The sequence below is a fragment of the Ruminococcus sp. D54t1_190329_F1 genome, assembly GCF_015551645.1.
In the GTDB taxonomy this organism is placed as follows: Bacteria; Bacillota; Clostridia; order Lachnospirales; family Lachnospiraceae; genus Blautia_A; species Blautia_A faecis.
In genome coordinates this window covers 91,131-99,093 of record NZ_JADNDC010000014.1, presented here as the reverse complement: position 1 = coordinate 99,093, position 7,963 = coordinate 91,131, and the positions used below count along the sequence as shown (strand labels likewise).

Here is a 7,963-nt window from a genome sequence, read left to right as displayed (position 1 = left end):
AAAGAGAAATGGTGTGCATAAAAATACCTACACTCCAAAATGAAATGTAGGTATTTTTGTCGCTTACCTTTAGATATCTCACCTGTCTACTTGACAAGGGGCATATCACCAGAGAGCAGGGCGGCTATTTCTTTGTTCTTATTTTTTTTCTTTCAGGTTCTTGCCTTAAAAATCCATTTTACTGAAATCAATATACAGATCTTCATAAATGCCTGCTTTGATCGTATCAGCAAAGGTGTATTGTTCGGAATCGCTGGTGTCAAAGTTGTAGACAATGACAAAGTTCTTGAGTGGATCCACAATCCAATATTCACGAACACCTGCAGTCCGGTATTTGAATAGCTTGGTGAAGTAATCCATTCGCCTGCTGCCTGGTGAAACAATTTCAATGATCCAGTCCGGGGCACCAGTACAACCCTTATCGTTGAGCTTGCTTGAATCGCAGATCACGGAGATATCCGGCTCTACATAGTTTTTATCATTCTCGTTTAGGAATACGGCAAATGGAGAGACATAGGTTTTGCAGGAACCACCTTTACTGTCAATGTAGTCTGCAATCTTCCGGTACAATGCGCCAACGATATCCTGGTGTTTTCTGGTAGGTGGAGCCATGTAATAGATCTGGCCGTCAATCAGCTCTGCCCGGGTTCCTTCTGGTAAAGCATAGATATCTTCTATTGTATAATCTTCACGCTGTGGTAATGGCATAGTAACACATCCTTTCTTGATAGAATAATAAAATAGCTTTGTTATACAAAGAATTCCCATTTCCTTGTTATGAAATGCCATATAAGCAGCCATAGCCAGATATATGCGCCAGGGTAAGCACAGAGCAATAATACAGCTGCTATATTGCATTTTGTAACACAAAATACTATGAAGAGCAATCCAAGCCATAGATACAAAGGGATTTTGAAGAATATGAGCCGGAATGTGCCACAAATTTTCTGGGCTTTGATTTTCTCTTGTGGGTGGTATTTTCTGGAAAGTTTACTCATTAGATTCTCGTTCCATTCGTTGATCTACTGCTTTCTTGATGTAGCCGTTTACGGATTCACCGGCAGCAGTGGCAGCGGCTTTTATCTCTTCGTATTTTTCTTTCTGGACATCCAGAGGAACACGTTTCAATTTTGTTTTGGCATATTCAATATCATATTTAGCTTTAGCAGATGATTCTGGCATGTGGTTTGCTCCTTTCTGAATATGGCGTGTAAACGAACACTTACACTTTTCCTATTATGTACATAGTATAACATGAAAAGTCAACTATGTACACAGTGAAAAACATAGAAAAACTACGTACATATTTGTGTGAAATGTCAATAGATAAGAAACTACGTACGCAGTATACTATAATCAGTTCAAGAGAACAGAACAACAGCGAAGGGTGAAAACGAAGTAGCGAAAGCACACCGGAGCCACCAATATAATACCGGGCAAGGGTAAGCAAAGGAACAAAAGTTGCCAAGATTGGTTTAAGACCTGCCGGAGCTGATCGGGATTCCCAGAAGAGAAAGGAGCTGAAAGAAATAGCGAAATTAACACCAATAAAAGCAATTCGGCAGAAATGCCTTGATTGTTGCTGCGGACAGTTGGCAGAAGTAAGAATGTGTACTTGCACAACATGCGCGTTATATGGCTACAGAATGGGGCATAGACCTAAAGACGAACAATTTACCATTGAAACAGATACAGGGGAAAAATCATCACGTAGCCTATAGTTTTTCATAACAGAAAGGGGATTATGATATGAAGTACAACCTTAGCAAGATCATGCTGAAAGCATGGAAAGTTTATCGCAGTGGTAAGCAGATCAGTTTTGGTGAAGCTCTTCATAGAGCATGCTAAAAGAAAGGAGCTTGAGAGATGTTCACAGCAACAGAAGCAGTATTAATTTTCTTTTCTGGTGTGATGTGTACCATTTTATTTCAGATTACACATGATGGAAAAGAAATTTAATAAAAAAGCCCTTACCAGAGCGGCAACTCTGATAAAGGCAAAGTAACCCGACATTCAGCAAAATTAAGGGGCTGTGCGTATTATAACATACTCATTCCCCTCAGCGCAACGGATAAAGGAGAAGTAAATGCTAAACAGTGCCTTGTGAAACCCAGTAAAACAGGCACTTTTCATAATTTTGTAAAAAATCCTATACTTTTCAACACTTTTCGATTATAATAGGAGTGCTTACATAAATTATGATACGAAAAGATAGTAAACAGACTGGTTTTTCCGGACACATTGTGAGAATATTAGATTTACAGATAATATTCCACGAAAAGGTTACCGGCTATAGAATGAAAGCGACGGATTATTTTCGTGTAACAGTGTAAGGAGAATCTGGTAGTATAAAGATACAGGAGGCTTGAACGAATGGCGGTCAAGAATACAGCACAGGTGATCATCGGGGGTAAGATCATTACCCTGGGAGGATATGAATCAGAGGAATATTTCCAGCAGGTTGCATCATATATGAATAAGAAGATAGGAGAGCTGGAGACTGTGCCAGGATACGGCAGACAGCCTATGGAGACCAAGCATATGCTTCTCAGCCTGAATATTACAGACGATTACTTCAAGGCGAAGAAGCAGGTGGAGACTTACGAACTTGACCTGCAGCAGAAGGATCAGGAGATGTATGACCTGAAGCACGAGCTTATTTCCCTTCGCATGCAGATTGAAGAAGCACAGAAGAATGAGCAGGAAGCTCTTGACGGGAAGAATCTTCTGGAAGGTAAAGTAAAAGAACTGGAAAAAGAACTGGATGAAATGCTGAAATAATAGCAGGAGGGATTGCTTAGGTGATTCCTCTTTTCCTTTATCAGCAAATCGTCTGTCTGGCAGATAAGAGAAAAATGCCGTGGACTGAGGCGGTATTTTTTCTGCTGAGATCTGAGACTTTCACATAAAATGGAGGACAAACTTTGAACCAGAACAATATAGAATTGCTGGCTCCTGCCGGCTCCTACGAAGGCTTTGAGGCAGCGCTTGGAGCAGGCGCAGATGCCGTATATGTAGGTGGTACGATGTTCGGAGCCAGGGCATATGCCCAGAATTTTAATGAAGAGGAGCTTCTTCGGGCTATTGATGTGGCACATATTCATGGCAGGAAGCTATACCTCACTGTCAACACCCTGTTGAAAAACAAAGAACTAAATGAACACCTGGTTTCCTATCTGGAACCTTACTATAACGCTGGTCTTGATGCAGTGATCGTTCAGGATATGGGAGTATTTTCCCTTCTGAAGAGGGAATTTCCCAAGCTTCATCTTCATGCCAGTACACAGATGACGGTGACCGGCCCGGAAGGTATGAAGTTTCTGGCAGAACAGGGAGCAACCCGGGTGGTTGCAGCAAGAGAGCTGTCCCTTCAGGAGCTTTCACGCATGCATGAAGCCTGTCCAATTGAGATAGAGGCTTTTGTCCATGGAGCACTTTGCTACAGCTATTCAGGACAATGTCTGATGAGCAGTCTTTTAGGAGGCAGAAGCGGAAACAGAGGTCGTTGTGCCCAGCCTTGCCGTCTGCCGTACCAGGTGAAGAATTTCAGGGCAAAAGAGTATGGAAAAGGAGAATTCTGCCCGTTAAGCCTGAAAGATATCTGCACCATTGAAATTTTGCCTGAAATTATAGAAGCGGGAGTTACTTCTCTGAAAATAGAGGGCAGAATGAAGCAGCCGGCTTACACTGCTGGCGTTACCGGTATGTATCGGAAATATCTGGATTTTCTTTTTGAAAAAGGACCTGCGAATTATCATGTGACAGAAAAAGATAAAAAATATCTTCTGGATCTGTTTAACAGAGGCGGTTCCTGTACAGGCTACTATCAGATGGGAAATGGTCCTCAGATGATGGCTTTTACAAATGAGAAAAAAACAGGGGAAGTTTTCCTGGAAACGAAGCAGCTGAAAGAGAAAATCACAGGTGAACTTCACCTTGTCCCCGGTTCTCCGGTCCTTCTTCATGTTTCCTGCCAGGGAGAAGATGCATATGAATGTGTTGGAGAAGTACAATACGCAAAGAGCCAGCCGGTAACGGAAGAACGAGTGCGTCAGCAGATGGACAAGCTGGGAAACACCTCATTTATATGGGAAAAACTGGAAATTTATATGGAGGATTCCGTTTTTGTTCCCATGAAGACTTTAAATGAGGCGCGGCATCAGGCATTAGAGAATCTGAAGGAGAAGCTTTTACGAAAATACAGGCGAAATGTGGGAGACGAGCGGGTTAAGAGAATTGCAGAAGAGACTCCGGCAAAAATCCGTGATGTTGTGATTCATGATAATGTTCCCCGCAATAAAGAGGAATACATTCCGGTTTACGTGTCCTGTGAAAACGAGGATGCTTCTGAAGTCCTCTGCCAAAAGACCGGAATCCAGGGCATTTATCTTCCTTACGCATTAATGGAGAAACATTTGCAGACAGGTCTTGATAATGGAAAGGAAATGTACCTTTCTCTTCCTCATATTACAAGAGAAAATCCACCGGAAGGTTATATGGAGCAGGTGAAAAAGTGGCTGGAAGCAGGGCTGAGCGGATTTCTTGTGCGGAATCTGGAGTCCTACAGTGCACTGGCACAGATGGGACTGGCAGACAAGTGTGTGCTGGATCACTCCCTGTATACCTGGAATGATGAAGCCATCCGTTTCTGGAAAGATCAGGGAATCCTTCGAAATACAGTTCCCCTGGAGCTGAATGAGAAGGAACTTCGCCACAGGGAAAATGCAGGCAGTGAGATGATTGTCTACGGCCGTCTGCCTCTTATGCACAGCGCCCAGTGTGTACGCAAGAATACTTCCGGCTGCAATGGACAGGAGGAGAGGCTTGTTCTGAAAGACCGTTATGACAAGGAATTTCCTGTGGTCTGTTATTGCCGCCCATGGAAAATGGGAAATACAAAGGCGGCAGATTCATGTTATAATATCATCTATAACAGTCTGCCATACGGGCTTTTGAAGGAAGCAGGCAGGGTGGAAGAACTTGGTGTTTCATCTGTAAGACTGGCTTTTACCATAGAAAGCAGGGAAGAGACAGAACGGATCGTGGAAGATTTTGTGGCTGCATATCATGGCGGCCGGGTATCTCACGAATATGAGTTTACAAAAGGTCATTTTAAAAGAGGAGCCGAGTAAAGGCGTATGATTAATATTGTTGTTGAATTATCCAAATATGTGATCCTGACACTGATGATCGTGTACACAGTTTTGTGCTACTACCTTGTTGTCGGGAAACACGCTTCAGACAGGAAAGGACTTTTAAGAAGTCAGATCACCTTAACCTTTTTCCTGGATTTTACCGCATTTGTTGTGATTTTTCTGAAAACCTTTGATTTTAAGGTTGTCATCTTTTATGCAGAAATGATGATATATTTTGCTGCGATCCTTATTTTATACCGCAGAATTTATAAAAATGCGTCTATGCTGCTTTTAAATAACATGTGCATGCTTTTAAGCGTTGGATTTATAATGCTGTGCAGGCTGGATATTGCCTCTGCCAATAAGCAGCTTTTGATCGTTGCGTGCGGAAGTGCAGTGGCGCTGGTGATTCCGGTTATGATCCGCAGGATGAAATTTCTCAAGGATCTCACTTGGGTGTATGCAGGGCTTGGAGTTGTTCTTCTTGGAGCAGTTCTTGTTCTGGCACAGACAAGTTACGGCGCCAAGCTCTCTCTGATGGGAATCCAGCCTTCCGAGGTGATCAAGCTGACCTTCGTGTTCTTTATGGCATCCCTTCTGGCAAGAGAGGTAACTTTTAAGAAAGTTGTGCTGGCTACTATTGTGGCAGGTCTTCATGTGGGAATCCTGGTGCTTTCAAGAGATCTTGGAAGTGCTGTAATATTTTTTGTGGCTTATCTGGTGCTGATCTATGTATCAACTAGGAAGCCGGCATACCTTTGCATTGGAATTGCAGGCGGTACAGCAGGCGCTGTAGTGGCATATCACCTGTTTGGCCATGTAAGGCAGCGTGTCAGTGCATGGAAAGATCCTATGGCAGTTTATCAGAATGAAGGATACCAGATCGTACAGTCCCTGTTTGCCATTGGTACAGGCGGATGGTTTGGAATGGGACTTTGCCAAGGCTCTCCGGAGAAAATTCCGGTTGTAAAAAACGACTTTATTTTCAGTGCAATCTGCGAGGAGCTTGGCGGGATTTTTGCCATCTGCCTGATCTTTGTGTGTATGAGCTTTTTCCTTACTATCGTGGAGATTGCCCTGCAGATTAAGAATCCGTTTTATAAACTGATCGCCATTGGTCTTGGTACGGAATATGCGTTTCAGGTGTTCCTTACCGTTGGAGGTGCCACCAAATTCATACCTATGACAGGCGTGACCCTTCCTCTGGTCAGCTATGGAGGAAGTTCCATAATGTGTATGATTTTGATGATCGCTATTATCCAGGGCTTGTATATTTATAGAGAGGACGAGGACGAAGAAATTGAGAGACATCGACGAGAGGCAGCAAAGAGAGCGAGACAGAGAGCTGTTGAGGCAGCGGAAGAAAGAGATTACTAAAAAGCGCAAAGCCAGAAATAAAGAATATACCTTTGTTTCCATCTTCTTTGGGATTATTTTTATCAGTATGATCGGGTATCTGATTTATTTTGATGGCTTTAAAAGCGATGATTTTATTAACAGTCCTTACAATACCAGACAGGATTCCTTTTCCGACCGTGTAGTACGAGGTAAGATCCTGTCTTCTGATGGACAGGTTTTGGCGCAGACCAATGTAAGTGAGGATGGAACTGAGACACGTAATTATCCATATTCCAATATGTTCTCTCATGTTGTGGGGTATGATACCAATGGAAAAAGCGGTCTGGAATCAGAAGCGAACTTTACCCTTCTGACTTCCCATTCTTTTTTTCTGACTCAGATGAAGAACCAGTTCCTTAATGAGAAGAATACCGGAGATACAGTTGTATCTACCCTGAATGCCAATCTTCAGAGTATTGCCTACAATGCATTGGGTGACAGAAGAGGGGCTGTTGTGGTAATGGAACCATCTACCGGAAAAAGACTTGTAGAAGTGAGCAAGCCTGATTTTGATCCAAATACCATTGGGGACAACTGGGACTATCTGGTCAACGATGAGAATGACAGCAGTCTTCTGAACAGAGCCACAAATGGTGCATATCCGCCAGGTTCTACCTTTAAGGTTGTGACTGCACTTGATTATTTCCGCAAAAAGGGAACATTTGAGGGATACAATTATCTCTGTGAGGGAAGTATCACCTTGCAGGATCACACGATCCACTGTTATCACAATACAGTTCACGGGCAGGAGAATTTCTATTCTGCATTTGCAAATTCCTGCAACTGTGCATTTGCAGATATTGGAGTTGGTCTTGGGGGTGCATCTCTTCGCGAGACTGCAGAGGATCTTCTGTTTAATAAGAGTCTGCCGCTGAACTCCTACAGAACCAGCAGCTTTTCCCTTGATGCAGATTCCGTAACTCCTCTGATCATGCAGACTGCCATTGGACAGGGCAATACTCTTGTGTCGCCTATGCATATGGCATTGATCACCTGTGCCATTGCAAATGACGGTGTTCTGATGAAACCTTATCTTATTGACGAGGTGGCAAATGATAATGGCGATTCAGTAAAAAAGACAGAGCCGGTAGCTTATAAACGGCTGATGAGTTCCAACGAGGCCAATCTTCTTGGCAAATTAATGAAACAGGTGGTTGATTCCGGTACAGCTTCCGCACTTTCCGGCAGAAGCTATACAGTAGCAGGTAAGACCGGTTCCGCGGAGTTTGACGAGGAAGGACACAGCCATTCCTGGTTTATTGGCTATTCCAATGTGGATGACCCGGATCTTGTGGTCGCTGTGATCGTGGAGAATGGAGGCTCCGGCAGTGAGGCAGCAGTTCCGATTGCGGGACAGATTTTTGATGCTTATTACGCCAACTAACAGCAATCTATATTATATTCCCTGTTGCCAGTTTTCTGAAAAAGAG

6 protein-coding genes are annotated in these 7,963 nt (G+C 43.2%); 4 read left to right on the top strand and 2 right to left on the bottom strand.

Going from position 1 to position 7,963, the window contains the following annotated elements; genetic code table 11:
* Positions 1-165: 165 nt before the first annotated feature.
* Positions 166-708 (bottom strand): Uma2 family endonuclease, encoded by a 543-nt coding sequence (locus tag I2D69_RS08420; protein WP_195379727.1) that lies wholly within the window; start codon positions 706-708, stop codon positions 166-168.
* A 282-nt stretch (positions 709-990) separates the two neighbouring features.
* Entirely contained in the window at positions 991-1,182 is a 192-nt protein-coding gene (locus tag I2D69_RS08415; RefSeq protein WP_195379726.1) for a hypothetical protein, read from the bottom strand.
* Between the two features lie 1,191 nt (positions 1,183-2,373).
* Between I2D69_RS08415 and I2D69_RS08410 the strand changes: the two genes are divergently transcribed.
* The 4 genes from I2D69_RS08410 (at position 2,374) to I2D69_RS08395 (ending at position 7,917) form a co-directional block, all read left to right on the top strand.
* Positions 2,374-2,781, top strand: a complete 408-nt coding sequence (locus I2D69_RS08410; protein ID WP_148461999.1) for a cell division protein ZapA — start codon at positions 2,374-2,376, stop codon at positions 2,779-2,781.
* Positions 2,782-2,924: 143 nt separating this feature from the next.
* Complete coding sequence (locus tag I2D69_RS08405; RefSeq protein ID WP_173736109.1) at positions 2,925-5,132, top strand: U32 family peptidase; 2,208 nt, start codon at positions 2,925-2,927, stop codon at positions 5,130-5,132.
* Between the two features lie 6 nt (positions 5,133-5,138).
* Positions 5,139-6,512: an FtsW/RodA/SpoVE family cell cycle protein gene (locus tag I2D69_RS08400; RefSeq protein ID WP_173769065.1), complete on the top strand. Its 1,374-nt coding sequence runs from the start codon at positions 5,139-5,141 to the stop codon at positions 6,510-6,512.
* A complete protein-coding gene (locus tag I2D69_RS08395) occupies positions 6,436-7,917 on the top strand; it encodes a penicillin-binding transpeptidase domain-containing protein (protein WP_195379725.1) in 1,482 nt (493 codons plus the stop codon). Before I2D69_RS08400 ends, I2D69_RS08395 begins: the two co-directional genes overlap by 77 nt.
* Positions 7,918-7,963 lie beyond the last annotated feature (46 nt).